This window comes from Paenibacillus sp. J5C2022 (assembly GCF_025567625.1).
In the GTDB taxonomy this organism is placed as follows: Bacteria; Bacillota; Bacilli; order Paenibacillales; family Paenibacillaceae; genus Pristimantibacillus.
The window spans coordinates 88247-114768 of the sequence record NZ_JAOQJC010000015.1; the positions used below are offsets into that span (position 1 = coordinate 88247).

Annotated in this window: 24 protein-coding genes; 20 read left to right on the top strand and 4 right to left on the bottom strand. The window is 52.1% G+C overall.

What is annotated here, in order from left to right; translation table 11 throughout:
* Nucleotides 1-123: 123 nt before the first annotated feature.
* The 14 genes from liaF (at nt 124) to serC (ending at nt 16066) form a co-directional block, all read left to right on the top strand.
* The gene (liaF, locus tag M6D81_RS14230) at nt 124-1158 is read left to right on the top strand and encodes a cell wall-active antibiotics response protein LiaF (RefSeq protein ID WP_262677563.1); all 1035 of its coding nucleotides are present in this window, start codon (nt 124-126) and stop codon (nt 1156-1158) included.
* Nucleotides 1159-1165: 7 nt separating this feature from the next.
* Complete coding sequence (locus M6D81_RS14235; RefSeq protein WP_262677564.1) at nt 1166-2200, top strand: sensor histidine kinase; 1035 nt, start codon at nt 1166-1168, stop codon at nt 2198-2200.
* A gap of 2 nt (nt 2201-2202) precedes the next feature.
* The gene (locus M6D81_RS14240; protein ID WP_317259128.1) at nt 2203-2862 is read left to right on the top strand and encodes a response regulator; all 660 of its coding nucleotides are present in this window, start codon (nt 2203-2205) and stop codon (nt 2860-2862) included.
* A gap of 69 nt (nt 2863-2931) precedes the next feature.
* Entirely contained in the window at nt 2932-3345 is a 414-nt protein-coding gene (locus M6D81_RS14245; protein ID WP_262677565.1) for a YugN-like family protein, read from the top strand.
* A 200-nt stretch (nt 3346-3545) separates the two neighbouring features.
* Nucleotides 3546-5195 carry a S1C family serine protease gene (locus tag M6D81_RS14250; protein ID WP_262677566.1) on the top strand — a complete coding sequence of 550 codons (1650 nt, stop codon included), beginning with the start codon at nt 3546-3548 and terminating at the stop codon, nt 5193-5195.
* 122 nt (nt 5196-5317) lie between these two features.
* Nucleotides 5318-6010 (top strand): response regulator transcription factor, encoded by a 693-nt coding sequence (locus M6D81_RS14255; protein ID WP_262677567.1) that lies wholly within the window; start codon nt 5318-5320, stop codon nt 6008-6010.
* A gap of 6 nt (nt 6011-6016) precedes the next feature.
* Nucleotides 6017-7531, top strand: a complete 1515-nt coding sequence (locus tag M6D81_RS14260) for a sensor histidine kinase (RefSeq protein WP_262677568.1) — start codon at nt 6017-6019, stop codon at nt 7529-7531.
* Nucleotides 7532-7579: 48 nt separating this feature from the next.
* The gene (locus tag M6D81_RS14265) at nt 7580-8527 is read left to right on the top strand and encodes a 4-hydroxy-3-methylbut-2-enyl diphosphate reductase (protein WP_262677569.1); all 948 of its coding nucleotides are present in this window, start codon (nt 7580-7582) and stop codon (nt 8525-8527) included.
* 118 nt (nt 8528-8645) lie between these two features.
* Complete coding sequence (locus M6D81_RS14270; RefSeq protein ID WP_262677570.1) at nt 8646-9104, top strand: hypothetical protein; 459 nt, start codon at nt 8646-8648, stop codon at nt 9102-9104.
* Between the two features lie 164 nt (nt 9105-9268).
* Complete coding sequence (gene aroF / locus M6D81_RS14275) at nt 9269-10333, top strand: 3-deoxy-7-phosphoheptulonate synthase (protein WP_262677571.1); 1065 nt, start codon at nt 9269-9271, stop codon at nt 10331-10333.
* 379 nt (nt 10334-10712) lie between these two features.
* Nucleotides 10713-12137, top strand: a complete 1425-nt coding sequence (glnA, locus tag M6D81_RS14280; protein WP_262677572.1) for a type I glutamate--ammonia ligase — start codon at nt 10713-10715, stop codon at nt 12135-12137.
* A 292-nt stretch (nt 12138-12429) separates the two neighbouring features.
* Nucleotides 12430-13203, top strand: coding sequence for an SDR family NAD(P)-dependent oxidoreductase (locus M6D81_RS14285; protein ID WP_262677573.1), 774 nt, complete (start codon nt 12430-12432; stop codon nt 13201-13203).
* Between the two features lie 52 nt (nt 13204-13255).
* The gene (locus M6D81_RS14290; protein WP_262677574.1) at nt 13256-14731 is read left to right on the top strand and encodes a hypothetical protein; all 1476 of its coding nucleotides are present in this window, start codon (nt 13256-13258) and stop codon (nt 14729-14731) included.
* A gap of 249 nt (nt 14732-14980) precedes the next feature.
* Nucleotides 14981-16066: a 3-phosphoserine/phosphohydroxythreonine transaminase gene (serC, locus tag M6D81_RS14295; RefSeq protein ID WP_262677575.1), complete on the top strand. Its 1086-nt coding sequence runs from the start codon at nt 14981-14983 to the stop codon at nt 16064-16066.
* 90 nt (nt 16067-16156) lie between these two features.
* Here the strand turns inward: serC and M6D81_RS14300 are convergent, their stop codons facing one another.
* The gene (locus M6D81_RS14300) at nt 16157-16870 is read right to left on the bottom strand and encodes a response regulator transcription factor (RefSeq protein ID WP_262677576.1); all 714 of its coding nucleotides are present in this window, start codon (nt 16868-16870) and stop codon (nt 16157-16159) included.
* A 130-nt stretch (nt 16871-17000) separates the two neighbouring features.
* Here M6D81_RS14300 and trmL point away from each other — a divergent pair, with 130 nt between their 5' ends.
* The 3 genes from trmL to M6D81_RS14315 all read left to right on the top strand — a co-directional run bounded on the left by trmL (nt 17001) and on the right by M6D81_RS14315 (nt 19345).
* Nucleotides 17001-17465 (top strand): tRNA (uridine(34)/cytosine(34)/5-carboxymethylaminomethyluridine(34)-2'-O)-methyltransferase TrmL, encoded by a 465-nt coding sequence (trmL, locus tag M6D81_RS14305; protein WP_262677577.1) that lies wholly within the window; start codon nt 17001-17003, stop codon nt 17463-17465.
* 122 nt (nt 17466-17587) lie between these two features.
* Complete coding sequence (locus tag M6D81_RS14310) at nt 17588-17836, top strand: AbrB/MazE/SpoVT family DNA-binding domain-containing protein (protein ID WP_262677578.1); 249 nt, start codon at nt 17588-17590, stop codon at nt 17834-17836.
* Between the two features lie 372 nt (nt 17837-18208).
* Nucleotides 18209-19345: an aminotransferase-like domain-containing protein gene (locus tag M6D81_RS14315; protein WP_262677579.1), complete on the top strand. Its 1137-nt coding sequence runs from the start codon at nt 18209-18211 to the stop codon at nt 19343-19345.
* On the opposite strand, the gene M6D81_RS14320 is transcribed toward M6D81_RS14315, so the two are convergent.
* A complete protein-coding gene (locus tag M6D81_RS14320; protein ID WP_262677580.1) occupies nt 19329-20054 on the bottom strand; it encodes a DUF2161 domain-containing phosphodiesterase in 726 nt (241 codons plus the stop codon). The genes M6D81_RS14315 and M6D81_RS14320 overlap by 17 nt on opposite strands.
* Before the next feature lie 241 nt (nt 20055-20295).
* Here M6D81_RS14320 and M6D81_RS14325 point away from each other — a divergent pair, with 241 nt between their 5' ends.
* Together M6D81_RS14325 and M6D81_RS14330 are read left to right on the top strand one after the other, a co-directional pair.
* Nucleotides 20296-22191: a PrkA family serine protein kinase gene (locus M6D81_RS14325; RefSeq protein WP_262677581.1), complete on the top strand. Its 1896-nt coding sequence runs from the start codon at nt 20296-20298 to the stop codon at nt 22189-22191.
* Nucleotides 22192-22330: 139 nt separating this feature from the next.
* Nucleotides 22331-22894 (top strand): YhcN/YlaJ family sporulation lipoprotein, encoded by a 564-nt coding sequence (locus M6D81_RS14330; protein WP_262677582.1) that lies wholly within the window; start codon nt 22331-22333, stop codon nt 22892-22894.
* A 74-nt stretch (nt 22895-22968) separates the two neighbouring features.
* Here the strand turns inward: M6D81_RS14330 and M6D81_RS14335 are convergent, their stop codons facing one another.
* Together M6D81_RS14335 and M6D81_RS14340 are read right to left on the bottom strand one after the other, a co-directional pair.
* Nucleotides 22969-23397, bottom strand: coding sequence for a WGxxGxxG family protein (locus tag M6D81_RS14335; RefSeq protein ID WP_262677583.1), 429 nt, complete (start codon nt 23395-23397; stop codon nt 22969-22971).
* A 114-nt stretch (nt 23398-23511) separates the two neighbouring features.
* On the bottom strand, nt 23512-24963 hold the full coding sequence (locus M6D81_RS14340) for a SpoVR family protein (protein WP_262677584.1): 1452 nt from the start codon (nt 24961-24963) through the stop codon (nt 23512-23514).
* A 418-nt stretch (nt 24964-25381) separates the two neighbouring features.
* Between M6D81_RS14340 and M6D81_RS14345 the strand changes: the two genes are divergently transcribed.
* On the top strand, nt 25382-26506 hold the full coding sequence (locus tag M6D81_RS14345; protein ID WP_262677585.1) for an ROK family transcriptional regulator: 1125 nt from the start codon (nt 25382-25384) through the stop codon (nt 26504-26506).
* The last annotated feature ends 16 nt before the right edge of the window (nt 26507-26522 follow it).

The following is a 26522-nucleotide window of genomic DNA, read 5'->3' on the forward strand; positions in this document are numbered from 1 at the left end:
TTTTTTCCAGCAGCATCCGTCTGCAGACCGAGTCAGATTTCAATCGGCCGTCCCTTTATTACCTATGCGGGATTAGCTATACTGAGTTTAAACTAATTGCAGTTGCACAAGGAGCTGTTTGAAATGAAGGGGAATTTTTCGAGCCGGTTGTTCACGGGATTGATCATTATTACCGTCGGCATCGTGTTCTTGCTGCGGGAGCTCGGTATGATCGATATCAGTATCGGATCGCTGTTCGCTACCTACTGGCCCTGTATTCTGATCGCATTAGGCCTGCAGCAATTGCTGTCGGGGCGCTCGTCGGGCGATTCGGGCGGCTGGTGGGGAGGCGTCATGATATTCATCGGCGTCGTCTTCCTTGGCAACAATCTGGATTGGCCATGGTCGATTGGCGATCTGATTCCATACCTCATTCCGGTCGCGATCATTATCGTCGGCATGAGAATTATATTGCGTCCCGGAAGCAAGCGCCAGTCGCCGCCGGAGCACGAATGGAAGTCCTATCGCAATCCTTATGAGGGGCGTGACAATGTACCTCCTGCTCCGCCGCTCCATCCAGACCCCACCGGTGTAACGGGCGACTTGGGTGAGGAGAATAAGGCTGGTGCCAACCATAGCGGCGGGGAGAAGCCCCGGCAGAATTATCATGAGTTCGAGGGCCATTATGAGAAGGATCGTCGCAGGAAGAGAAGGAAACGCAAGTCACAAGATTACGATGACGAATACGACTATGACGATGATGACGATTATGTGGAATGGTGGGGCGGAGACGATAGCAAGGTACAGAATCGGTCGGGCTTCATCGGAGATATTCATATGGGACATGACCATTGGGAGCTTAAGCCGCTGAACATCTCTCACTTTATCGGGGATACGGTGCTTGACTTGACCAGAGCGCAAATTCCTTACGGCGAGACGAAGGTGACGATTTCTTCCTTTATCGGCGATGTGAAGGTATACTTGCCGAACGATTATGAGGTCGGCATTCAGGTAGTGTCCAATGCGTTCCTTGGCGATGTGAAGGTGTTAGGCAGAAGGGAAGGCGGCATATTTACGAGCACCAATATCAAGTCGCCGCGCTACGAAGAGGCACCGAAGAAAATCAAGCTCGTCGTCAGCACTTTCCTGGGCGATTCGCGCGTCACGAAGGTAGGGTGACGGGCTTATGATGGTTCGATTTCTGCGAAGCGGCAAGTGGGAGCTGATCGGCATCTTCGTGCTTGCCTCCTTCGTGTCGCTCTTGCTGACCTTCGTGCTGTGGAAGATGATGGACCCGCAGTCCTCATTGCTGGAGCTGAAGCTGTGGTCGGCGGTCGTCATCGTGGTCGTCAGCGGAGCGTTCGGCTATTGGGCGGCACAGCGCTTCGATCAGCGGGTGGATACGCTGCACTTGTCCTTGAAGCAGGCGGTGAACGGCAACTATCAGGTACGCATCACGGAGAAAGGCCATAATTCCTTCGTTCCGGTATACCAGGAATTCAATGAGCTGGCGAAGGGCATGGAGGCGAAGATGAAGCTGCTGCAGCGGCTGGGAGAAGAGAAGATTATGCAGGAGGCGGCGTCCAATGAAGCTGCCGTTCTCGAAGAACGGAAACGGTTGGCGCGCGATCTTCACGATACGGTGAGTCAGCAATTGTTCGCGATTCATATGTGCGCATCTTCGCTTCCCAAGCTGCAGGAGCTTGATGAAGAGCGGGCTGCTTCGGTAATGAAGCAGCTTATCGACATGTCGAATACGGCCCAGAAGCAGATGCGCAACTTTATCGCGCAGCTGCGTCCGATGGAGCTGGAAGGAAAGTCGCTCAAGGAAGCGCTGGACAAGTGGTTCCCGGACTACTGCCAGCAGAACGGGCTGCAGGGCAGACTGGATTGGCGGCTGGTGGAGCCGCTGAGCGAAGCGAAAGAGCATCAGCTGTTCCTCATCACGCAGGAAGCGATGGCCAATGTCGTGAAGCATGCCAAGGCAGAGGGCTGCACACTTACGCTGGCGGAGACGGAACGGCAGGTTGTCATGACGCTGGTAGACGATGGAGCGGGCTTCAAGGCGGATGCGGTCGGACGCGGGTCATATGGCTTGTCCACGATGCAAGAGCGTGCGCAGAAGCTTGGGGGAACCGCTGAAATTGTGAGTAAGCTGGGGAGCGGGACGAGAGTAAAGGTCAACATACCGAAAATATACCGGGGAGAGCAAATATCATGAGTATGGCAGACTTGACGAGAGTGATGATTGTAGACGACCACGATATGGTACGCATCGGCCTGCGCACTTATTTGATGCTGGAGCCGAAGATTGAGATTATAGCCGAAGCCGCCAATGGGGAAGAACTGCTGGCTTGGCTCGGCGGCAGGGACAAGGAGGAGCATCCGCACGTCATCTTGATGGATCTGTTGATGCCTGTGAAGGACGGCATTACGTCAACAAAGGAAGTGGCGGAGCTGTATCCTGACATTAAAGTCGTTATGCTCACCAGCTTTCTGGAGGATGAGAAGGTGTATGCGGCGATTGAAGCGGGAGCGGTGAGTTATGTGCTGAAGACGGTATCCGCCGACGAACTCATCTATGCGATACAAGGCGCCGTGAAAGGGATGCCGGTCATGACGGCTGACGTCTCGCAGGCGTTGACAAGAGGGCTGCGGCAGCGCAATGCGCAGACCGGCGACGAAGATCTGACAGAGCGGGAGAAGGAAGTGCTACTGCTTATTGCCGATGGCTTGTCCAACAAGGAAATTGCGGAGCAATTGCATATCAGCATCAAGACGGTCAAAACGCATGTCAGCAATCTGCTGATGAAGTGCGAGCTGGAGGATCGTACCCAGCTTGCCGTGCTGGCGCACCGGAAAGGGTGGGCCAACCGGTCATAAGTTGGAGTCGCGATGGACACACTATCTGCCAAGAGCAACGCGTTCATTGCGAATGGAGGAGAGCTAGCTGTGATACCATTATCCTCGGTATTGGAGGGGCAAGAGCACAAGCTGACAGAGCTGCAGGTGAAGCTGGAGAAAGAGCGGTTTTCGCTTGGCGGCAATTGGGACTACGACAACGGTAGTTTTGACCGGGCGTTGGATGAGGAGAATAAAGTGTGGCTGCGCATCCCGTTCCAGGTAACGGACGGCAGTGCGGACAGCGAGCTGTCGGAGAACAACGCCAGAGTCGTTATCGGCTCACCATACATTTTGAAGCACGTCTACAATGAAGGCAACGATCCGGAAGCCTCCGCAAGAGTCGTCGGCGCCATGTTCGACCAATTCCAGTCTCCGACCGATCCCGACGCTGACGTGGAGCCGCATTGGATCGAGCGCGGACGTGAAGTGCTGCAAGCGATCGAGCCTGTCATATCCCGATAACGTGCCCCACAGACAAGAGCAGGTCAGAGCCGCAAGCAAGCCGCGCGGCTCTTTTTCATGGCCGAATGCCTAAAAGTTATGTAGTTTTCAGTTCATTTTAAGTTTGTTTTAAGGTAGATTGTGCAAGATAGAACTATAGCAAATCACACACGATTACTTAAAGAGATTATTCTATCTTTCATGATTGGGGGAAATCAAATATGAACGATCAAAACAACAACAACAAACCATATGACGACTTCTTCAAGCCAAACAACGAGAATCAATCCGAACGGGAGCGGGAGGAGAATGGCAACGCATCAACGGGCCAAGACGCAGACAGCAAGCCGTCTTATTATTACTCCTACGGTCCGATGTCGGGAGAGCAGTCTTCACCTCAGCCTTATCCGCATGCTCAAGCGAGGCCGCCGTATGCGCATCGGCAGCAGCAGGAGCAACCGCAGCAGGCGACGTATGAACAGTCCGCACAGTCTGCCGAACAGCCGCATGCGCAGCAGCACGAGACATCGCCATACATGCACCAGGGAGAGCAGCAGCGTCAGCTCAGACCGTTCCAGCCCGGCGGCGCTTCAGGCAAGAGCGGCTGGCAAGCGAAGAAGGAGAAGCCCAGATCTTCGTTCAAATCCATGTTCCTGTCCTTCCTGGCCGGCGTGCTGGTCGTCGGTGGCCTGATGTATACGGCGGATGTGCAGAACTGGTTCAGTCCGGATGCTTCAACCTTGGAGACGCAAGGCTCGGGTTCCGGATCGGGCACGGAAGCTCCTCCGTCGTCCAATGGAGGCACGACGACAGCGGTAGCCGGCATGCAGGACCGTCCGGACAATATCTCGGAGCTGTTCGAGTCGGCTAGCCCGGCAGTGGTGAAGGTTGAGACGTATACGAAGATGCAGAATAGAAGCAACAGCGGAAGCCTGTTCGACGATCCATTCTTCCGTCAGTTCTTCGGAGACGGCGGCTCGCAGCAGGAGCAGCAGCAGCCTGAGAGCAATAACGGACAGATGGTGCAGACCGGCATCGGTACGGGATTCTTCTTCGATGAGCAAGGCTACATCCTGACCAACCAGCATGTGGTCGGCACAGCTGACCAGATCAAAGTGACGGTGCAAGGCTACGACGAGCCGTTCATTGCTGAACCGCTGGGCTCCAGCTATGAGCTTGATCTTGCCGTTCTCAAGATAAAAGGTGACAAGCAATTCCCGACCTTGCCGCTTGGCGACTCCGATCATAGCAATATCGGCGATTGGGTCGTTGCGATCGGCAATCCGCACGGCTTCGATCATACGATTACCGTCGGCGTGCTGAGTGCGAAGGAGCGGCCGATCGATATTCCGGATCAGCAGGGCGACCGTCACTACAAGCATCTGCTGCAGACGGACGCATCCATCAATCCGGGCAACTCCGGCGGACCGCTGCTGAACATGAACGGAGAGGTTATCGGCATTAATACGGCGGTAAGCGCCCAGGCGCAAGGAATTGGCTTCGCGATACCGACAAGCACTGTGCAAGCGGTACTGGAGGATTTGAAGAGCAACAAGGAGCCTGCGGTGCCGTTCATCGGAGCCGATCTTGCGCAAGTTACCGAGGAGATCGCCAAGCAGCTTGAGCTGGACAAAGCGGAGGGCTCTCTCGTAGTAGGCGTATACTTCAAGACGCCGGCTTATCATGCAGGACTGAAGCAATACGACGTTATTGTCGGCATTAACGGCGAAAGCTTCTCCAAGCGGGATGATCTCATCGATGCCATTCAGACGAAAGATGTGGGCGAGACAATCACGTTGAACATTTTGCGCCAAGGCGAGAAGTTGGATATTCAACTGGAGGTTGGCGACAAGAAAGAATTCGGACAGTAATCTTCCGCCTGGCGGGAGAGGAGAGAGAAGCGCAGGGGGTGACTCTGCGTTTTTCTTTTTGAACGGCTTGCCTATATCCGGTACAATAAATGGGTGAATGAAGTCGAAGGAGGGAATCAGCGATGAGATCGCATATCGTTGTCGTCGACGATGACGAGCGCATTACGTCCATGCTGCGGCGCAGTCTGGCGTTCGAAGGGTATGAGGTGTCGACCGCTTCGAACGGCGCGGAAGGACTGAAGCTGCTGCTGGGCGTAGAGCCGGACTTGATTATACTGGATGTGATGATGCCGCAGGTGGACGGCTGGGAGGTGTGCCGTCGCATTCGCGAGGCCGGAAGCACGGTGCCGATCCTGATGCTGACGGCCAAGGATGAGGTAGCGGACCGCGTGAAGGGGCTGGATACGGGGGCGGACGATTATGTCGTCAAGCCGTTCGCGCTGGAAGAGCTGCTGGCCAGGGCGCGAGCGCTGCTCCGCCGCAAGTCGGACAAGCTTGAGAGCAGCCACAGCAAGCTGCAATTCGAGGACTTGACGCTGGATATGGATGCGAGAGAAGCGATGCGGGGGGGACGCAGAATCGAGCTGACCTCCAAGGAATACGATCTGCTGCTGCTGTTCATGCAGAATCCGCGCAGGGTGCTGACGCGCGATGCCATTATGGAGAAAATATGGGGCTACGACTTCAGCGGCGAATCCAATGTGCTGGAGGTATATATCGCCATGTTGAGGCAGAAGCTGGAGGAGGGCGGATTAAGCCGCCTTATCTCTACGGTGCGCGGCACCGGTTATGTGCTTCGCGGGGAGGCGGGGTGATCGGGCATGTCCATCCGACTAAGACTAACATTATGGTATTCCGGACTGTTGGCCGCGACGCTTCTCGCCTTTGGGATTGCCGTGTACGGCTTTATCCATTGGAATACGTATTTCGATTTGAAGGAGCAGATCAAGGCGCAAAGCGAGAAGCTGGGCATTACGGCGAGCTATAATATTTTCGATATGAGGAACATTGAGCTGGACCTGCGAACCCGGATCGAAAACAAGGATATGTACGTTCAGCTTGTCAGCTACGAGACGGGTATTGTGAAGGTGTCCAGCAATATGCAGAACAATGTGATTCCATATCCCAAGCGTCCTAACGTAAACACGAACCCTGTCTTTACTGAAATACCCGTTATGTTCGAAGGATCGAAATACAAGATGATTACGTATCAGACCCCGGTCAAGATTGACAACCGGCTCGTAGGTCTGCTGCAGGTAGGGGCGATACCCTATAACGAAGAGAAAATACTGAAAGGCTTGCGCAATACGCTAGTGTTCTCATCGCTGCTAGTCATTATCATCGCTTTTACGGTAGGCATGCTCATTGCAAGACAGGCGTTGCGACCCATCGGACGCGTCATTCATGCGACGCAGCAGATTGAGAAGGGGACGGATCTAAGCGTGCGCATCCCTTCCGAGGGACCTCGCGACGAGATCGGCACGCTGGTCAATACGCTCAATTCCATGCTGGGACGTCTGGAGAAAGCCTACAATGAGCTGGATGAAGCTTATACGGCGCAGCGCCGATTCGTCTCCGACGCTTCTCATGAGCTGCGCACACCGCTTACGACGATTCGCGGCAATATCGATCTGCTGGAGAAGATGTGGGGCCAGGCGGGCATAAGGAACGGAGAAGGGGCCGAGACACACGGACTGGCGCTTTCGAACGAGTATTTGACCATTTCGAATGAAGCGATGAGCGATATATCCGCAGAGGCGAAGCGAATGAGCACGCTCGTAGGGGACTTGCTGGCGCTGGCAAGGGCGGATGCGGGGTATGTGATGGAGAAGGAGCAAGTGCTTCTGCTGCCGCTGACGGAAGAAGTCGTAAGGCGTGCAGGCTTGTTGCCGCGCCATGCGGAGTGGAAGGTCGGCAATCTGTCGCAGCTGGAAGGCGTCCAAGTATATGGCAATCACGAGTATTTGCAGCAGCTGCTGTTCATATTCATCGAGAACGGATTCAAATATACGCCAAGCGGCTATGTGGAGTTAAGCGCCGTCAAGAAGGATCAGCATATCGGCTGGATGATCAAGGATACGGGGATCGGCATGAACAGCGACGAAATTCCCCACATATTCGACCGGTTCTATCGGGCGGATGAATCCCGCGGAGTTACGTCCGGCACAGGATTGGGCTTGTCCATTGCCAAGTGGATTCTCGACGAGCATGGCGGATCGGTTGAAGTCGTCACCAGAGAGGGCGAGGGCTCTACCTTCACCATCTGGCTGCCTATCGACTTTTCGGAGCGGAGCGATTCGTCTATAATAGAAGGAACGAACTCCATCGAGAGCTGATTTTTGCATGCTCTTGGAGAGAGGTTCGACAGAAAGCAGGTGCAACGGATGGAAATCGTGAAAATATCGCCGAGGGGCTACTGTTATGGCGTTGTCGATGCGATGGTGCTTGCATTGCAGACGGCCAAAGATCTGGAGCTGCCAAGGCCCATCTATATTCTTGGCATGATTGTTCATAATGCGCATGTAACGGAAGCGTTCGAGAAGGAAGGCGTCATTACGCTGGACGGCGCGAACCGGCTGGAAATACTGGAAGGCATTCAAGAAGGGACCGTAATCTTCACCGCGCACGGCGTATCGCCGGAAGTGCGCAGACGCGCCAAGGAAAAGGGACTTGCTGTCGTAGACGCTACTTGTCCGGACGTGACGAAGACGCATGATCTCATTCGCGAGAAGACGGCGGACGGCTATCACATCATTTATATCGGGAAGAAAGGCCACCCGGAGCCGGAGGGCGCAATCGGGGTAGCTCCCGAATCCGTCCATTTGATCGAGAAGGAAGAAGAGATCGTCGGCCTGCAGGTACCGGACGGCCCCATTATTATTACGAACCAGACGACGATGTCGCAATGGGATATCCGTCATATTATGGAGAAGCTGAAGGAGAAGTATCCGCACGCCGAGGTGCATAACGAGATATGCTTGGCGACGCAGGTGCGGCAAGAGGCGGTTGCGGAGCAGGCGGGTACGGCTCAGCTATGTCTCGTCGTCGGCGATCCGCGCAGCAACAACTCCAATCGACTTGCGCAGGTGTCGGAGCAGATTGCCGGCGTGAAGGCATACCGTATTGCGGACGTGTCCGAGATCAAGCAAGAGTGGCTGGCGGGTGTCGAGCGAGTAGCGATTACTTCGGGAGCGTCTACGCCGACGGCTCTGACGAAGGAAGTTATTCAATATATCGAGCAGTACGATCACAACGATCCTGCCACATGGGAGATCAAGCGTACAGTCAATATGGAGAAGCTGCTGCCGAAAGTTCGCGCGAAGGCGAACTGACGGTTAGCGATGAGCGGTGAACGGAGCGGCGAAGGGAGCGGGAGACGCTTCCTTTCGCCGCTCTTTGCGCGCCATTTTTGAAGCTCCAGTGTATGAGGCCTACACAAGCGGAGTCGGGATGCGTCATTTTGAAGCTCCAGTGTATGAGGCATACATAAGAAGGGTCGGAATGTGTTCTTTTGAAGCTCTAGTGTATGAGGCATACATAAGCAGAGTCGGAATGTGTTCTTTTGAAGCTCCAGTGTATGAGGCCTACACAAGCGGAGTCGGGATGCGTCATTTTGATGCTCTAGTGTATGAGGCATACATAAGCAGGGTCGGAATGTGTTCTTTTGAAGCTCCAGTGTATGAGGCCTACACAAGCAGAGTTGGATTGCGTCTTTTTGATGCTCCAGTGTATGAGGCATACACAAGCAGAGTCGGAATGTGTTCTTTTGAAGCTCCAGTGTATGAGGCCTACACAAGCGGAGTCGGATTGCGTCTTTTTGATACTCCAGTGTATGAGGCATACATAAGAAGAGTCGTGATGCGTCTTTTTGATGCTCCAGTGTATGTGGCATACATTTTCCAGACGTAGTAATAACAAAACCGCGGTTGACGAAGACGGTGTAATCGTGTATATTTACTTTAGCGATTAAAAGCTTAAAAGCTTAAAAGCCAAAAAGCTTAAAAGCCAAAAAGCTTAAAAGTAAAAAAGCATAAAAGCGCTAAAGTAAAATGTGTGTAAAGGGAGAGATCGCCATGATCGTAATTACAAAGTCCAATATTGACAATGAACGCATAGAGGAAATTGTCGCTTATATCGAAAGAAACGGAGGCGTGCAGGCGCATGTGTCCAAAGGAACAGACCGTACCGTTATTGGCATCATCGGCCAGGCAGATCCTGCTCTGGGCGACCAACTGCGCGGCATGAAGGGCGTCGAAAATGTGATCAAGGTGTCCAAATCCTACAAGCTGGCCAGCCGTGACTTCCATCCCGACGACACGGTCATCGATATTAAGGGAGTCAAGATCGGCGGAAGTAATCTCGTTATTATGGGCGGACCGTGCGCAGTTGAAACACCGGAGCAAATCGATGAAATAGCCCGACTGGTGAAAGCGGCGGGCGGTCAAGTGCTGCGCGGCGGAGCTTTCAAGCCGAGAACGGGACCTTACAGCTTCCAAGGCGTCGGCGTAGAAGGCTTGGCGATGATGGCCGAGGCGGGCAAGAAGCATGGGCTGCTTACGATAACCGAAGTCATGACGCCCGAATACGTCGATGTGTGTGCCGAGTATGCGGACATCTTGCAGGTGGGTACACGCAACATGCAGAACTTCGACCTGCTGCGCAAACTGGGCACGATTCAGACGCCGGTGCTGCTCAAGAGAGGCTTCAGCGCCACGTATGATGAATTCCTTAACGCAGCGGAGTACATCCTGGCCGGAGGCAATCCCAACGTTATGTTATGCGAGCGCGGTATCCGAACGTTCGAGACATATACTCGCAATACGCTCGACCTGTCCGCAATCCCCGTTCTTCAGTCGCTTAGCCATCTGCCGGTCATCTCCGATCCTAGTCACGGCACGGGACGCCGGGAGCTGGTAGAGCCGATGTCCAAGGCTTCCGTAGCGGCCGGCGCCAACGGCTTGATTGTGGAGATGCATACCGATCCCGACAACTCCATGACGGGAGACGGCGTGCAGTCTCTGTTCCCGGATCAGTTCGCCAACTTGCTGAAGGACCTTGAGCAGCTTGCGACTCTGGTAGGCAAAGAGTTTAATACGGAGAAAGAGCCTGCCAGCGCTTTTGTAGAATGGAAGAAGTAGTCCGATTATATTAGTAGAAGATGGTTCGCCTGAACGGGGCGGGCCATCTTTTTTGTTCAGGCAATAATGTACTAGTCCGAACTGGGGAGCATTAAGGTGAAATGGTGCGGAAGCAGTTGTAACTGCAGTATGACGGGGGATTACAGTCGAATTAGGGACAATTTGCGAGCCGGAAACATGGGAATATTTAAAATAATTAGGAGGTTTTCTGAAATGTAAGCGCACCCACGTGAGTTTACCTGACATGTGAATCAAAAATACCTGACATAGCTATTGACGCTTGGATTGCACAGTCTTATAATAAACGACATAGATAACGAAATACTTGAACGTTCTAAGTCAAAATCCACGTTAATGTTCGGAAATGGAGGAAGTTAAGATGTCAGTTCAAAAAGTTTTGGAGCAAATTACAGAAAACAACATTCAGTTTGTCGATTTTCGTTTTGTGAGCCTCGCGGGTGGAGCGCATCATATTACGCTGCCTGCTACAGAGGTGGATGCAGATACATTCGTGAACGGCGTTGCGTTCGACGGTTCGTCTATCCCGGGCTTCCGCGGCATTGAAGAATCCGATATGGTCATGATGCCGGACCCTGAGACAGCATATATCGATCCTTTCACAGCTCATCCTACTTTGAACATCATGTGCAACATCAACACTCCAGACGGCGAACGTTACGATCGCGATCCTCGCAGCATTGCCCACAAGGCGGAAGAGTACCTGCAATCCTGCGGTATCGGCACAACAGCTTTCTTCGCACCAGAATCCGAATTTTTCATCTTCGACGATGTTCGTTACGAGAGCTCCATGAATACTTCGTTCTACAAAGTAGATTCCGAGGAAGGCGCTTGGAATACAGCGCGCAAGGAAGAAGGCGGGAACCTCGGCTTCAAAATTCCGACTAAAGGCGGTTATGTTCCGGTAGCGCCAGCAGATTCCCAGCAAGATATCCGCAGCGAGATGGTTCGCCTTATGCAAGAATCCGGCCTTCGCGTTGAGCGTCATCACCATGAAGTGGCGACAGCAGGCCAAGCGGAAATCAACTTCCGCTTCGACACGTTGACCAAAACAGCCGACAACCTTCTGAAGTATAAATATATCGTGCACAACGTAGCTCGCCAATGGGGCAAAGTCGCAACATTTATGCCTAAGCCGCTGTATGGCGACAATGGCAGTGGCATGCACGTTCACACGTCCATCTTCGATGGCGACACGCCATTGTTCTACGATAATACGCAATATGCGAACCTGAGCAAAACGGCTATGAGCTACATCGCTGGCGTTCTGTATCACGCTCCTGCTCTGATCGCATTCACGAACCCAAGCACGAACTCCTTCAAGCGTCTGGTTCCTGGCTATGAAGCGCCGGTCAACCTCGTATTCTCGAAGGGCAACCGTTCCGCTGCAGTTCGTATTCCGATCGCTGCAGTAACACCGAAAGGTTGCCGCATCGAGTTCCGTACGCCGGACTCCACTGCGAATCCTTATCTGGCATTTGCTGCGATGCTGCTTGCCGGTCTGGACGGCATCAAGCGCAATCTTGATCCGGTGGCTCTTGGTTATGGACCGTTCGACAAGAACATCTATGATCTTCCTGAAGAAGAGAAGAGAGAAATCCGCAGCGTACCAGGCTCCCTGGACGAAGCGCTGGACGCTCTGGAAGCAGATACCGGCTTCTTGACGGAAAGCGGCGTATTCTCGGAAGACTTCATCAATAACTACGTAGCGCTTAAGCGTTCTGAAGCTAAAGCGGTCAACATGCGCGTTCATCCGCATGAGTTCAGCCTCTACTTCGGCTGCTAATCGCATACGGCATACAGCAATTATATTGTAATCGTAAAAAAGAGCCCGGTCGGGCTCTTTTTCGTTTGATTAGGTCAGCCAGCATGTTCTGGTTGGCCTTTTTCGAGTCCATTTTCGAAAGCTCCGAAACTGGCTGGCAGAATGCATATACAAAATAATTGGTTGACGTTAAGATTGTAGACAAACTTACAATCTCGTACTATACTAATGCAGTATTAGAGTTTGTAATAAAATACATAAACGGAACTCTGCCATTGATTGGTTAGACAGAAGGGATGGGAGGATGGGGAGGATGAGAGACAGGCTGAAAGGGAAAAGCGCTCTTGTTACCGGCGCGGGATCAGGCATCGGTGAGGCGACAGCCAGGCTGCTTGCCGATCAAGGGGCGAAAGTGGCTGTAGTGGATGTGGACGGAGAGAAAGCGGAGACGGTGTCCGCGAGCATTAATGCGGCGGGCGGCTGCAGTGTGGCGATATGTGCCGATGTCAGCCGAGAAGAAGACGTCAAAAATGCGGTCAAACGGGCGCAATCCCGTTTCTCCTCCTTGGACATATTGATAAACAATGCGGCTGTGCAGATTATGGGGGAGCTGCATGATTGTACGGAGGAACAATTTGACAGAATGATAGCGGTTAACTTAAAAGGCGTCTTTTTTGGCTGCAAGCACGTTTTACCGTTCATGCTGGAACAGAAGAAGGGCGTAATTCTCTCAACCAGCTCTGTCCTTGGCGTGACCGGAGATGCGGATCTTGGCATTTACGGGGCGACCAAAGGCGCAGTCATTGCCCTGACCAAATCGATGGCGGTAGCCTATGGATCGTCCGGAATCAGGGTCAATTGCGTTTGTCCGGGCGATGTCGGCACACCGATGGTGGAGCAATTTTTTGATTTTCAGCCGAATCCTGAGGCAGCCCGGGAACGAGTGTACGGTCAATATCCGATGCGGCGCATCGCAAGTCCGGAGGAAGTGGCGCAACTGCTAGCTTTCCTGGCTTCCGATGAAGCTTCTTTTATTACGGGCAGCCATATGTTCGTGGATGGAGGTCTGATGGCAAGCGTGTACTAAGCAGCGAGCTTTCACGGCTCAATAGGTTAAAGAAGTGAAGGAGGCAACTCGTATGGCAAATCCAAGTTCGTCGTTGAGAATCGGATGGGCGGAAGGGGATATTACCCCGGAACATCCCGTCATTCTAAGAGGCATGTTCTATGCGCGCGTGTCCGAAGGAATAATGGACCCTCTGAGCGTAACCGGATGGGCGCTAGAGTCGGAGGAAGGACAAGCTGTGCTTGTTAGCTGCGATTTGCTGTCTGTTCCGGAAGTGCTTCGAGAAGAAGTGCGTGCCCGTCTGGACGGCCAACTGCCGGATCTTGATCCGATGAACGTTATTATAAGCGCTACCCATACCCACACTGGACCTGAGATCTACGCTCCGTCCGCCGATTACCCGAATCGGGGAATTGGCATCGACGTCGGTGTTGAGCTCGAAGCGATGAATGTTAATGCTTATATCTCATTTGCGGCTGAACGGATCGCCGAGGTCATTCGCAAGGCCTGGAATGCCCGAACTCCGGGAAGTCTGGCTTACGGGATGGATTATGCGGTTGTTGGCCGCAACCGCCGCTGGATTGACGAGCAAGGCCGGTCTACGATGTACGGGCTGCATCCCGAAGTCAGCCATACGTTCCGCCATATTGAAGGGTACGAGGATCATAGTATTAATCTTGCAGCGACCTATGATTGTCATGGTAAGCTGACGGGCTTGGTCGTGAACGTGCCATGCCCTTCTCAGGAGAGCGAGACCCTGTTCGTCATTAGCGCGGATTGGTGGTCTGAAGCCCGTCAAGAGCTGCGCCAGCGATTTGGCGGGGAACTATTCATTCTCCCTCAATGCAGCGCGGCCGGCGATCTGTCTCCCTTCCTGTTGTATGACAATGCCGCCACTGCGCGTATGCAAGAGCTGAAGGGCCAGTCTCCCCGCGAGGAGATCGCGCAGCGGATTGCGAATGCTGTACAGGAAATATTGCCCGTCATTGCACAGACTGCCGTCTCATCTCCGGTTCTCAGGCATCATGTCGAGACATTGGAGGTGCCGGCTAATCGGCTGACCGAGGACGATGTTCGTACGGCACGACATGATGTCGAAAGATTCAGACTGGAGTACGAGGAAGAAATGCGGAAGCTGGAGGCCGATCCGTCGCTTCGCAGCAATCCGCGTTGGTACGTAGCGGTGACGGATGTATACCGCCGCATGAATTGGCATCTTGGTGTCGTTCGCCGCTTTGAGTTGCAGAGGGAGACCCCGACGATTCCGGCCGAAATTCATGTTCTGCGAATCGGAGATATCGCTTTTACGACGGTTCCTTACGAATATTATCTGGATTACGGCATTCAGATCAAGGTGCGCAACGAAGGCGTAGCCGTGCAGACATTTCTGATCCAGCTCGCGGGAGGAGGGACATATCTCCCCAGCCAGCGCTCGTTGGCCGGAGGAGGTTATGGTTCTGTACCGGCCAGCAATCCCGTCGGCCCGGAAGGCGGACAAGCCATTGTCGAGCACACGGTTGGGACCGTTGGGAAGTTGTTTCGTCCATAGCAAACCCCGTACCGCTGCCCGCAAGTCAGATTGACTTGCAGGGCAGCGTTTTTTGTATGGATATGGATGTACAATATTTTATTCTTTACTAAAAACTAGAAAAAAGAGCTTTCGAAAACTATGAAATCCGAATAATTATTGAAAACCCCATAATTTCGTTCGACTTTTGTCTGACACACACTTGATGAAGCCGAGCAAAATTGCTATCATAGCGTTATTATGTATAAAGATGAAGGGGTGGAGAGAGCGATGACCAGAGCATACAATTTCAACGCAGGACCGGCGGCAATCCCGTTAGAGGTGCTGCAGCAAGCCCAGGAGCAATTCGTCGATTACCAAGGCGCAGGCATGTCCATTATGGAGATGTCGCACAGAAGCAAGCTGTATGAGGAAGTGAACGCCAGCGCCCAGCAACTGCTTAAGGAACTGCTGCAAATTCCGGACGGCTATCATGTGCTGCTGCTGCAAGGCGGGGCCAGCACACAATTCGCGATGCTTCCGATGAACCTGCTCCGTCCAGGACGTCCTGGAGCATACGTGCAGACGGGTGCGTGGGCGAACAAAGCGATTAAAGAAGCGAAGATCATCGGTGAGACGGTGATTGCCGCGTCTACCGAATCCGATCAATATATGCGCGTGCCAAGCCAGTCCGAAATCGTTATCCCCGAGAATGCGTCGTATCTTCATCTGACGTCCAATGAGACGATTGGAGGCACTCAGTTCCAGCAGTACCCGGACAGCGTAGGCGTGCCGCTAATTGCGGACATGTCCAGCGACATCCTGAGTCGGCCGCTTGATGTGAGCCAGTTCGGCATGATCTATGCCGGGGCGCAGAAAAATCTGGGCCCGTCCGGCGTAACAGTCGTTATCGTGCGGGACGAGCTCATTCAAGAAGCGCCTGCGCATATTCCGGCAATGTTCCGTTATGCGACTCATGCCAAGAGCAGCTCACTCTACAATACGCCTCCATCCTTCGCAGTATATATGGTGAAGCTTGTATTGGAATGGATCAAGTCCAAGGGCGGAGTAGCGGAGCTCGAGCAATTCAATAAAGAGAAGACGGCACTGATCTACAACGCAATCGACAATAGCGAAGGCTTCTACAAGGGCTGCGCCAATCCGGATAGCCGCTCCGTCATGAACATTACGTTCCGGTTGGGTAGCGAGGAGTTGGAGAAGCTGTTCGTGAAACAATCGGAGCAAGAGGGCTTTGTCGGCCTGAAGGGTCATCGCGATGTCGGAGGCCTTCGCGCATCAACCTACAACGCCGTACCGCTGGAGAGCTGCAAGGCGCTCGCTCAATTTATGGCGGACTTCCAGAAGCGTAACGGTTAATCTCATCATTCTGCCACGAAAAAACCGCCCTTGCCTCGTCGATAACGAAGGAAGGGCGGTCTTCTTGCATAGGCACTGTATTCGCCGCTCTTATGCCAAAGATTCGTTGTAGCTCGGGATATGCATCTTGTACCCTACGTTGCGAACGGTCATAATGTATTCAGGGGTGCGCGCGTTCTTCTCAATCTTGTCGCGCAGATGGCTAATATGGACATCGACTATCCGCGTATCGCCGAGGAAGTGATAATCCCAGACGCCATGCAGCAGCTGCTGGCGGCTTAGCACTTTCCCCTTATGACGGCACAGGAAGTGCAGCAGCTCGAACTCCTTCGGCGTAAGCTCGATCGGCTTTCCCCCGATCCGCACCTCACGCTGCTCCACAAGTACGGTCAATTGGCCGATTGTATACGTGGTCTCATCAGCGGATCCCGGTAGCGTCTGCAATCGGCGGAATATCGCCCCGATACGGGAGATGAGTTCTTGCGGACTGAATGGCTTGGTCATATAATCGTCGGCGCCATTGTCGAGGCCGGCGATTTTGTCTGTTACGTCCTGCAGAGCGGTCAGCATAATGATGGGGACGGCATTGTTCTGCTTGCGCAATTCCCGGCATACTTGAATGCCGTCCATCTTCGGCAGCATCAGATCCAATACTATCAAGTCCGGGCGGAATGAACGGAGCATATCGAATACGGCTTCACCGTCGTCAACGCATCTTACATCGTAACCAGCGAGCTTTAAATTGAAATCAATCAACATGGAGATGGAGGGCTCGTCGTCCACAACCAATATTTTTTTTCGCATCAATTTATCTCCTTTGTCTCCTAGTATGTATCCCATTATGGGGGCAATAATTATGCGGAAGATTAACGGTACGTAAAGCCAGTGTAAAATCGTGAATATACAGGTAATTGAAGGATGGGAGGATTTCACTATGACATTCCATATCGTGCTCGTAGAACCGGAGATACCGGCCAATACGGGCAATATCGCAAGGACGTGCGCCGCGACGGCGACGCATCTGCATCTGGTAAGGCCGCTCGGCTTCAATACCGACGACCGGACGCTCAAGCGGGCGGGACTGGATTATTGGCATGCGGTACAGGTGCATTACCACGATTCCTTCCAGGAAGTGCAGGAACAGTACGCGGGGGGACGTTTCTTCTACGCCAGTACGCGGGCCAGCAAGTTATATTCGGATTTCCAGTATCAAGACGGCGATTTCTTTGTGTTCGGTAAAGAGACGAAAGGGCTGCCACAATCGCTCATAGACGAGAATCCGGACACATGCATTCGGATGCCGATGACGGACAAGGTGAGATCCCTTAATTTGTCAAATTCAGCTGCAATTGTATTATTTGAAGCGCTTCGTCAAACCGGTTTTGTTAATTTGAAGTAATAATATGAAAATTACAAATTAGTGATGAGAAGAAGGAATTGAGAAGATGCTGTCGAAGAGTTAATATCGCACAGGTTTCTCAAAATAATACTTACAAATTCAGGCATAAAGAGGTGAAAGTGATGAAACCAGCAGGCGTTGTAAGAAAGGTAGACCAGCTTGGACGAATTGTGCTTCCAAAATCATTGCGAAAACGTTATTTGATGAACGAGGGCGATCCCGTTGAAATATTCGTTCAAGGTGATCATATCATCCTTGAAAGATACCGTCCCAAATGCGTATTCTGTGGTTCGATGGATGAAGTGAAGGAGTTCAAGGAGCGCTATGTATGCGGAGCATGCATGGAAGAGATGGGCTATCTGAAGCGCTAACGTAAGCAGAGGGCTCTGCCCTCCTTATGCGACGATTAACGATTCGGCAAATGAGAAAAAAAGTTCTAATGTGGTAAACAAAAAAGAAGCTTCCCTTACCTTTATGGTGCGGGGAGCTTCTTTCTTTGCTTTCATCCTATGAACCGCTTACAGTCCGGAAGTTTTGTCCTCATTGTAAGAGCTGGTTAATATGGCAGCGATGAATAATGCAAACACGGTCATCACAATCCAAAACGTCAATCCCATTGCTTCGACACCTCCAAGTTAGCTATGTCTATTATACCCAACGTTGTCCGAAAAGAAAACGTGAAAAGTTGTGAACACATTGTTAACGGCACGGATACTTGTAGTATAGGGAGGAGGTATGAAGCAATGGACGAAAAGAATGCCGTGCTGTCATTCGGAGGACACGATCTGCCGATGAAACGAACGGACATTGCAAGGCTAAAGGAGACTGCGCATCAAGTGTGGTCAGATCCGGCGATAGGACGGAACAATTCGGAATGGGAAGGGCTGTTGCCATACCGCAGGCTTATAGGCGACTTCTTGCATGCAGAAGGCGCACAGGTGGAACCGGAACAGCTTCTATTAATGGAAGGAACGGGAGAGGCGGTGGGATTGGCACTGCGCACGCTTGCAGCTCCAGGTGATTATGTATTGCTGGAGCAGCCTGCAGATGACTGCATCATCTCATTATGCAACCGAAGGGGGCTTCTTATCGCCGCTGCGGATAGTGACGGGGAGGGCATTGTCGCAGAGCAGGCGGAGCGGCTAATCGTGCGTCATCGGCCCAAGCTGATGCTGGCTGTGCCTGACTTCCGCAATCCTACGGGGGGATGCTGGAGCCTGGAGCGGAGAAGAAAGATGTTGCAGTTGTGCATGGCTTACGGTGTAACGATTGTAGAGCACGATCTCTATGGCCATACAGGATTCCAGAGCGATCATCGGCGGCGGTATCCTTCTCTGCTTGCGCTTGCTTCGGTGCAGTCAGGAGGAAGCGCGACAGTCGTTCAGATCGGCAGCTTGACGGATACGCTCGCTCCCGTCATGCGTTCCGCCTGGATCGCAACGGCGAATGAGCAGGCGCTTGCCGTGCTGCGTGACGCGAGGCAGGAGAGCGGAGACGCGATCTCCCAGACAATAGCATACCGTTATCTGGAGCAATTGAACATTCAGCACGGCTTGAGGCAAGCAGCCCGAGGCAGAAGGCAGAGGCTGACGGCGATGGTCCGGGAGCTGCGTCACGGGAATATGTCGGATCTGAACTGGACTTTGCCAGAGGGAGGCATATACTTGTGGCTGGGGCTGCCGGAGGGGCTTGATGCGGATGCTCTGCTACGAGCTTCCCGTGCGAAGGGCGTCACCTTCCATCCCGGAGCATCGTGTTACGTACACAGCGGGAAGCGCAATACGGCAAGGCTTAACTTTGCCTTGCACTCCCCAAAGCTCATTGCATCCGGGATGCAGAGGCTGATTGAAGCGATTGGGGAATTCACGGCTCGGCGTTGAAGGACGAAGCCCATTCCTCGATAACATGGCTATACTGCTTCAAAGCGTCCGCACCGGACGGAAGCAAGCCATATTTGCCCCGCTCGATACGATGGAACCAGCCGTAGTAATTATGGCGCAGCATGTCGCCGCATCTCCGGTAGCCGGTCTCTTTCGCTATCCGGCTTGGCGAGCAGGGCCCCAACCTGTCGATTGTATACGCACAGCGCAGCGCTTTCTCCCGGTAGGCGGTCATCAGCATGCGGCCGGTACTGCCGCCGGTATTGTAATCGCCGCTGCGCTCCTTGAATTCCATCAGCAGACGCGAGCGCTTCTTCACACGGTTGCCGCGCACAGGGGGATCGCCAGGCTCACACAGCACGTCCAGGACGGGCGCCTTGGTTTTATAGAACGTGACGGTCATGAGCCCTATCCCCAGCATGCGGCACAGCTCCGCCAGATCCCCGAAGCGCTGATTATGCGCGCCGCTCTTCTTCCTGTTGCGCTCTACAGCCAGGAAGACATCGCCATTCAAGCGAAGACGTTCAACTCCCTGCAGAAGCAGCGCGAGGTTGAACGTTTTTTTCATCTCGACGATGACCATTGCTCCCGTATCCTGATGTACAGCGACGAGATCGCAGTTCAGCACCTCGCTCTTCACATCGTATCCCTGTTCTTCGAAGTGCTGCTTGATGGGCTCGTACAGTTCTTCTTCCCGTTTCACGGCCATATTCCTATCCCCTCTCCTACCGCAAGCAGTCGGTGGACCTAATTCATCATTATAGCAAAGGGAAGGGCAGATATGTCGATTCTTGTGGGAACGCAGCATAAAATATTGGGCAACTTCAGGCTCGTATACGCATAGACTTGTAATACTTCAGAATTGATGAGGTCGTGCAATAGGGAAGCGGGAATCTCCCGAGCGGAGAGTGAATAGCGTAAATGCGCATAGCGTTGGGAGGAGGCACAGCATGGACATTTTTAAGCGGATATCGGAATATCAGGAAGAGAGCGAGAGACTGGCGTGGACGGGAACCTTCAGGGAATACATCGAGCAGCTAAGCAAGGAACCTTCCCCAGCCATGACGGCACATGCACGCGTATACGAGATGATTGAATCTTACGGTGTGGAAGAGACGGGGGGACAGCGGAAGTATAAGTTTTTTGAGCAGGAAATATTCGGGCTGGACCGAGCAGTGGAGAAGCTGGTGGAGGAGTACTTCCATTCGGCTGCTCGTCGTCTTGATGTGCGTAAGCGTATACTCTTGCTGATGGGACCGGTCAGCGGCGGCAAGTCCACAATTGTAACGATGCTGAAGAAAGGGCTGGAGAAATTCTCGAGAACGCAGAGAGGCGCAGTGTATGCCATAAAGGATTGTCCCATGCATGAGGAACCGCTCCACTTGATTCCGCAGGAGCTCAGACCCGAGATTGAGCAAGCGCTGGGTGTCCGCATAGAAGGGAATCTGTGTCCATCTTGTCAGATGAGGCTGCAGACGCAATATGACGGCAATATTCAGGAAGTGCTCGTGGAACGGGTATTCATCTCGGAAGATAACCGCATCGGCATCGGCACCTTCAGCCCTTCGGACCCCAAGAGTCAGGATATTGCGGATCTGACGGGAAGTATCGACTTCTCTACGATTACCGAATTCGGCTCGGAATCCGATCCCAGAGCGTACCGGTTCGACGGCGAGCTGAACAAGGCGAACCGCGGTTTGATGGAATTCCAGGAGATGCTCAAGTGCGATGAGAAGTTTTTGTGGAACTTGCTGTCGCTTACGCAGGAGGGCAACTTCAAGGCGGGGAGGTTCGCGCTCATTAGCGCCGATGAGCTCATCATCGCCCATACGAACGAGTCGGAATACAAGTCGTTCATCAGCAATAAGAAGAATGAAGCGTTGCAGTCGCGGATGATCGTCATGCCTATCCCGTACAATCTGAAAGTATCGGAAGAGGAGAAAATCTATTCCAAGCTGATCTCGCAGAGCGATATGCGCCATATCCATATTGCGCCGCATGCACTTCGTGCCGCCGCCATCTTCTCGATTCTGACCAGATTGAAGGAGACGAAGAAGCAGGGAATGGATCTCGTCAAAAAAATGCGCATGTACGACGGGCAGGAAGTGGAAGGCTTCAAGGAAGCCGATCTGAAGGAAATGCAGAACGAGTACATTGAAGAGGGAATGTCCGGCATCGATCCCCGTTATGTCATCAACCGGATATCCAGCGCTCTGATCAAGCACGATATGCAGTGCATCAATGCGCTTGACGTGCTGCGTGCGCTGAAGGAAGGACTCGACCAGCATCCCTCCATTACGAAAGAAGAGCGGGAGCGTTACCTCAATTATATATCTGTGGCGCGCAAGGAATTCGATACACTGGCCAAGAAGGAAATACAGAAGGCGTTCGTCTATTCCTTCGAGGAGTCGGCGCGCACCCTGTTCGAGAACTACTTGGACAATATCGAAGCTTATTGCAACTGGTCGAAAATTAAAGATCCGCTGACAGGCGAGGAGATGGACCCTGATGAGCGGCTAATGCGTTCCATCGAGGAGCAGATCGGCGTATCGGAAAATGCCAAAAAAGCGTTCCGCGAAGAAATTCTTATCCGGATCTCGTCTTATTCCAGGAAAGGCAAGAAATTCGACTTTACAAGCCATGAACGTCTTCGGGAAGCGGTGGAGAAGAAGCTGTTCACCGACTTGAAGGATATCGTCAAAATCACGACATCTACGAAGACGCCGGATGAAAGTCAGTTGAAGCGCATTAATGAAGTAACAAAACGGCTCATTGACGAGCATGGCTATTGTCCGGTCTGCTCCAACGAACTGCTTCGTTATGTAGGCAGTCTGCTTAATCGATAAGCTGCATTGACGCTTGAAGGGAGCCGGCGGGTTATGCTGCAGAGCGTAATCCGTTGGCTTCGACGCGCTTATTCCTTCCCTTCCATGTATAAAATAACCGTCTCTGTAAATGTTAAAGCATATACGGAGGTGCATATGGATGAGGACTGGAATAGTACGATGGTTGTGTTATGCCGCGTTGGCAACAGCATTGCTGGGAAGCGTGACAGGCTGCTCAAGTGCAGCGGGCAATGATTATGGCTTCGACGGCGACGCCGATGGAGATACGATAGAGCCTTATGGCCAACTGCCGGCCAAGCCGACAGACAAGCGTTCGCGTTCCAGCAAGCATGGCTGGAGGCCGTTATCTCAGCCTATAGGACGCGTTAACAGCAGCCAGCTGGCTACGATCGCAGAGCATGTGTCAGGTGTTCATCACGCGGATGTACTGATGTACAGCAACGACGTTGTCGTCGGTATTCACTCGGACAACCCTGTCAATAATAAATTGCTTGAGCAGAAAGTATATTCCGCTCTGAAGTGGCAGTATGCGGAATATAATTATTATGTGACTGCCGATTCCGAGCTGCGTATGCGAATTAAAGAAGCGACAGACAAGCATGTCGGGATGGCTGCAGGCGACAGCGCCTTGATGAACGACATCAGCTGGCTTATTCAGCAAATAGACGGGCGAATGAGCAGAACGGACAGGCGGGTAAAATAAAGACAAGAGAGCAACGATTGCTGCTGATTGCAAGCAGCCCCGTTGCTCTCTCTTAAGATGAAGAGCGTTCCTTGTTACGTGCGCTCGCGATCTCTGCTGCGCATGCCGGCCAGACCGATCAAGCCTAGCAGACCAAGCCAGCCCCAGCTAAAGCCGGTACGGGTTGTCGTTGTTGTGTAGCCTTTATAAGTGCCATTGTAAGGATTGTAACGCGTATTATTCGTATACACCCGATTGTTGTCGTACCCGTCATAATTGTTCGTATTGTACTTGTAGTTGTTATAATTGTTGGCGTACGGATACATGTTGTTTTTTGGCAGGTTGTTGTTGTTATAGACATTGTTGGTGTTCGTGCGGTAATTGTCTTTGCCTGTCAGCAAGTCGTCTGTGCGATTCATGTTCACGTCGGTGCGGTTGGTGTTGGTGTTGGCATGAGCGGCAGGCAGAGTCGTTACGATGGCCAGGCAAGCGAATAGAAATAAAATCAGTGCTGTTTTCTTCATGCGTGATTAACCCTCCTGAAGTTGTAGTGGTTTCCGGCTTATGATGATCGTTTCAGGAGGGGATTATACGGATATGCGCTTGTCGACAAGGTGGTAAGTTCTAACGCACGGTGATCATACGAACTTTCTGCTCGTCTTGTTGCCGTCGCAGCTGAATACGATTCGTTTGTCCTCCACCATCGTCTCCAGATGCACCGACTTGCCCCACAGCTGGACGACATTGGGCAACGTGCGTTCCACGTATTTCAAATCCAGCTCGGTTCCTTCATATTGATGAGTTAGGTAAAGCTCGCCGGCGCGGTTGAAGTTGCCTTCCTTCACGAGCAGCGTCGGGAATCCGCCGTTTACTCTGCTGTAGACAAGCTGGTCGCGTACATGCTCCCAGGCTTTATCGGTGATTTTCCATTCCGGTCCCTTCTTCTCGAATATGTAGAGATCCAGGTCCTCCACCAACTGCTTGGTCAGATAGTTCCGCAAGAAGGAAATATCGGAGTCCACTTCTCGCACTTCAAAAATTTTCTCCTTTCCCTTGCCGGACTTTCGGTTGAAGCGCATTCGCTCCTCCTCTGTCGGATTGTCCCATCGCTTCTCGATGTCCTCGAAAATCTTCAAGCCCAGATAATAAGGATTGAGCGTATTGCGCGACGGAACGACGACAGACGAGTTCAGCTTGGCGAATTCGATCGTCTCATCGCTTGTGAGGTCCATCTCTCTAATGATGCGCTGGTGCCAATAGGAAGCCCAGCCTTCGTTCATAATCTTCGTCTCGATCTGCGGCCAGAAGTACAGCATTTCGTCGCGAAGCATGGACATAATATCCCGCTGCCAGTCTTCCAGGATGGGGGAGTATTCCTCGATGAACCAGACGATATCCTTCTCTGGTCGCGGCGGGAACCGCTTCGCTTCCGCAGCCTCCGCTTCCTTGCGCTCTTCCCGCTCAGCTGCCGCTTCCTCGTCCAGCTCCCACAAGTCGTCGTATTTGGCTGAAGTATCAATTTTGCTTGCACGCTCATGATCTTTCCTCATCATTTCGATATACCGTTTCTTATCAAGCTGGTAGGGCTTCACGATGGTGGGATCGACATGCTCTTGAATGGACAGGATGGCGTCGATGAACCGCTCGACCTTCAGCGTACCGTGCTCAAGCTCGTATTGATGGATACGGTCTGCCGTAGCCGACATGCTCTCTACCATATTGCGGTTGGATACGCCGAAGCGGGCGTTGTTCTTGAAGAAGTCGCAGTGAGCCAGCACGTGCGCGACGATCAGCTTGTTCTGAATAAGCGAATTGCCTTCCAGCAGGAAGGCGTAGCAAGGATTGGAGTTAATGACGAGCTCATAAATTTTACTGAGGCCGAAGTCGTATTGCGTCTTCATCTTATGGAAGCTCTTCCCGAAGCTCCAGTGGCTGAACCGGGTCGGCATGCCGTAAGCGCCGAATGTGTAAATGATGTCTGCGGGACAGATCTCATATCTCATCTCATAGAAGTCAAGGCCGAACCCTTGCGCGATTTCCGTTATTTCCGCTATTGCGCGTTCCAGCTCGCGTATTTCATCCCCATTCATCTCTCATCCCTCCGAACACATAAATGCGATTCATACCATATGTATGATGGACGGGGTGGGGATATTCCCGTTGTTTAATATCCGCAGATGCATGATGAATTCCTCCAGTCGTTAGGTGAGGGTAACAACTAAACATTAAGAAAACGAAGTGAAATGTGTTATAATTCATGTATACGCAACCAGAAGCGTAGTACGTTATAGAAACCGATTCCCATGGGAGTCGGTTTTTTCTATTCCGGGCACCTTGGAGAGCAGACAATTCCACTAATATATTTTATGTAATATATTTACTATCTGAAATTTAAGATATATAATTTACTACATGAATTAAATAATAGTACCTAAGCCTTACCCTGTAAGAAGAACAAATGATAGAAGGGGGAGGTCATTTCACGATTACATAGGAGAGGAATTTAGGATGAAACTCAATCCGATGGAAATCGAAATAGTGAGGGTTGTACAGAAATGTGACGGTGTTTCCCGCAAAGCTTTGGCGGGAATGACAGGGCATTCGCAAGCGACTATTACGAATATAACGAAAATGCTCATTGAACGTAACTATGTTGTCGAAGGTGATCGTGTTAGCAGCGGGCGGGGAAGGAAGGAAGTCCTGCTGTATTTGAATCCTGAGAAGTTCAAGTTTCTTGGCCTTGATATCGGGGGATACCGAATACGCTTTGCGCTTGCGGATAACCTGATGAGAATCACTCATGAGCGGGAATATCTCGTGGATGAGTTTAATGAACAATCAGATATTTTGGAAAGTCTGCTGGAGAAGATTGAACAATTTCTCATAGACTCGCAATGGAATCCGGAGGAGCTTGACGGTATAGGTATCGCTGTCACGGGGATTGTAGATAAGGAGAGGCAGCGAGTAGTGAATATTCCCAACCTCAACACTTGGGGAGAACTGGACATCGTGTCCAGGTTGAATGATAGATTCGGTTGCCGGGTATATCTGGACGAAAGCGGACGAACAATGGCTCTGGCTGAGAAGGCGGAAGGCAAAGCGAAGGACGTCGAAGATTTCACTGTCGTTCACATTGCTTACGGTATTGTGGCTGGAATCATGATTAACGGACAATTGCTTAGGGGAGCGAATAATGTAGGCGGGTTGCTCGGGCATGTGACTGTAGATGAAAATGCAGGGCGTTGTATGTGCGGCAATTACGGTTGTCTGGAAAATATGGTTACGTATCCGCGCATCGAGAGTGATTATAAGGAGCAAGGCGGTACATTTGAATCCATCGTTGAAGCGTATCAAGTACATGATAAAATTGCACTTGATGTTTGCATTGCATCGGGCAATGCGATTGGGATCGCTTTGAGCAACGTAATTAATTTATTCAACCCATCAGTCATTTACTTGGGCGGTCCTGTATTTGAGCATTTGCCTATTATTTTCGAAGAGACAAAACGAACCATCCTGCTCAGAGCGAATCGTTATGCAGCTGTGGACATGAAACTGGAGCAGAGTTCGTTCGGACATAAGCAAGGCATGATCGGAGCCTTGTCGCTGGTAAGAAATGCATTAATCTCTTAAATGAAGGAGTAGGGGC